This window comes from Bacillus cereus group sp. BfR-BA-01310 (assembly GCF_022664325.1).
Classification (GTDB): Bacteria; Bacillota; Bacilli; order Bacillales; family Bacillaceae_G; genus Bacillus_A; species Bacillus_A paramycoides.
On the sequence record NZ_JAKUHD010000121.1, the window covers coordinates 1 to 241 of the forward strand.

Here is a 241-nt window from a genome sequence, read left to right on the forward strand (position 1 = left end):
AGCATGGTGACATGTGGAGCTGACGAATACTAATAGATCGAGGACTTAACCATATAATATGTAGCAATGTTATCTAGTTTTGAAGGAATATATATTTAAAATTCCTTTTGACATTCTGGAAAGAATGTGTATAATGATAAAAGTCTGGTAATGATGGCAGAGAGGTCACACCCGTTCCCATACCGAACACGGAAGTTAAGCTCTCTAGCGCCGATGGTAGTTGGGACCTTGTCCCTGTGAG

At 40.2% G+C, this 241-nt stretch carries 1 rRNA gene; it reads left to right on the top strand.

Annotation, left to right across the window (positions count from 1 at the left end):
• Nucleotides 1-143: 143 nt before the first annotated feature.
• Nucleotides 144-241, top strand: a 5S ribosomal RNA gene (rrf, locus tag MR109_RS29960); the annotation flags it as partial.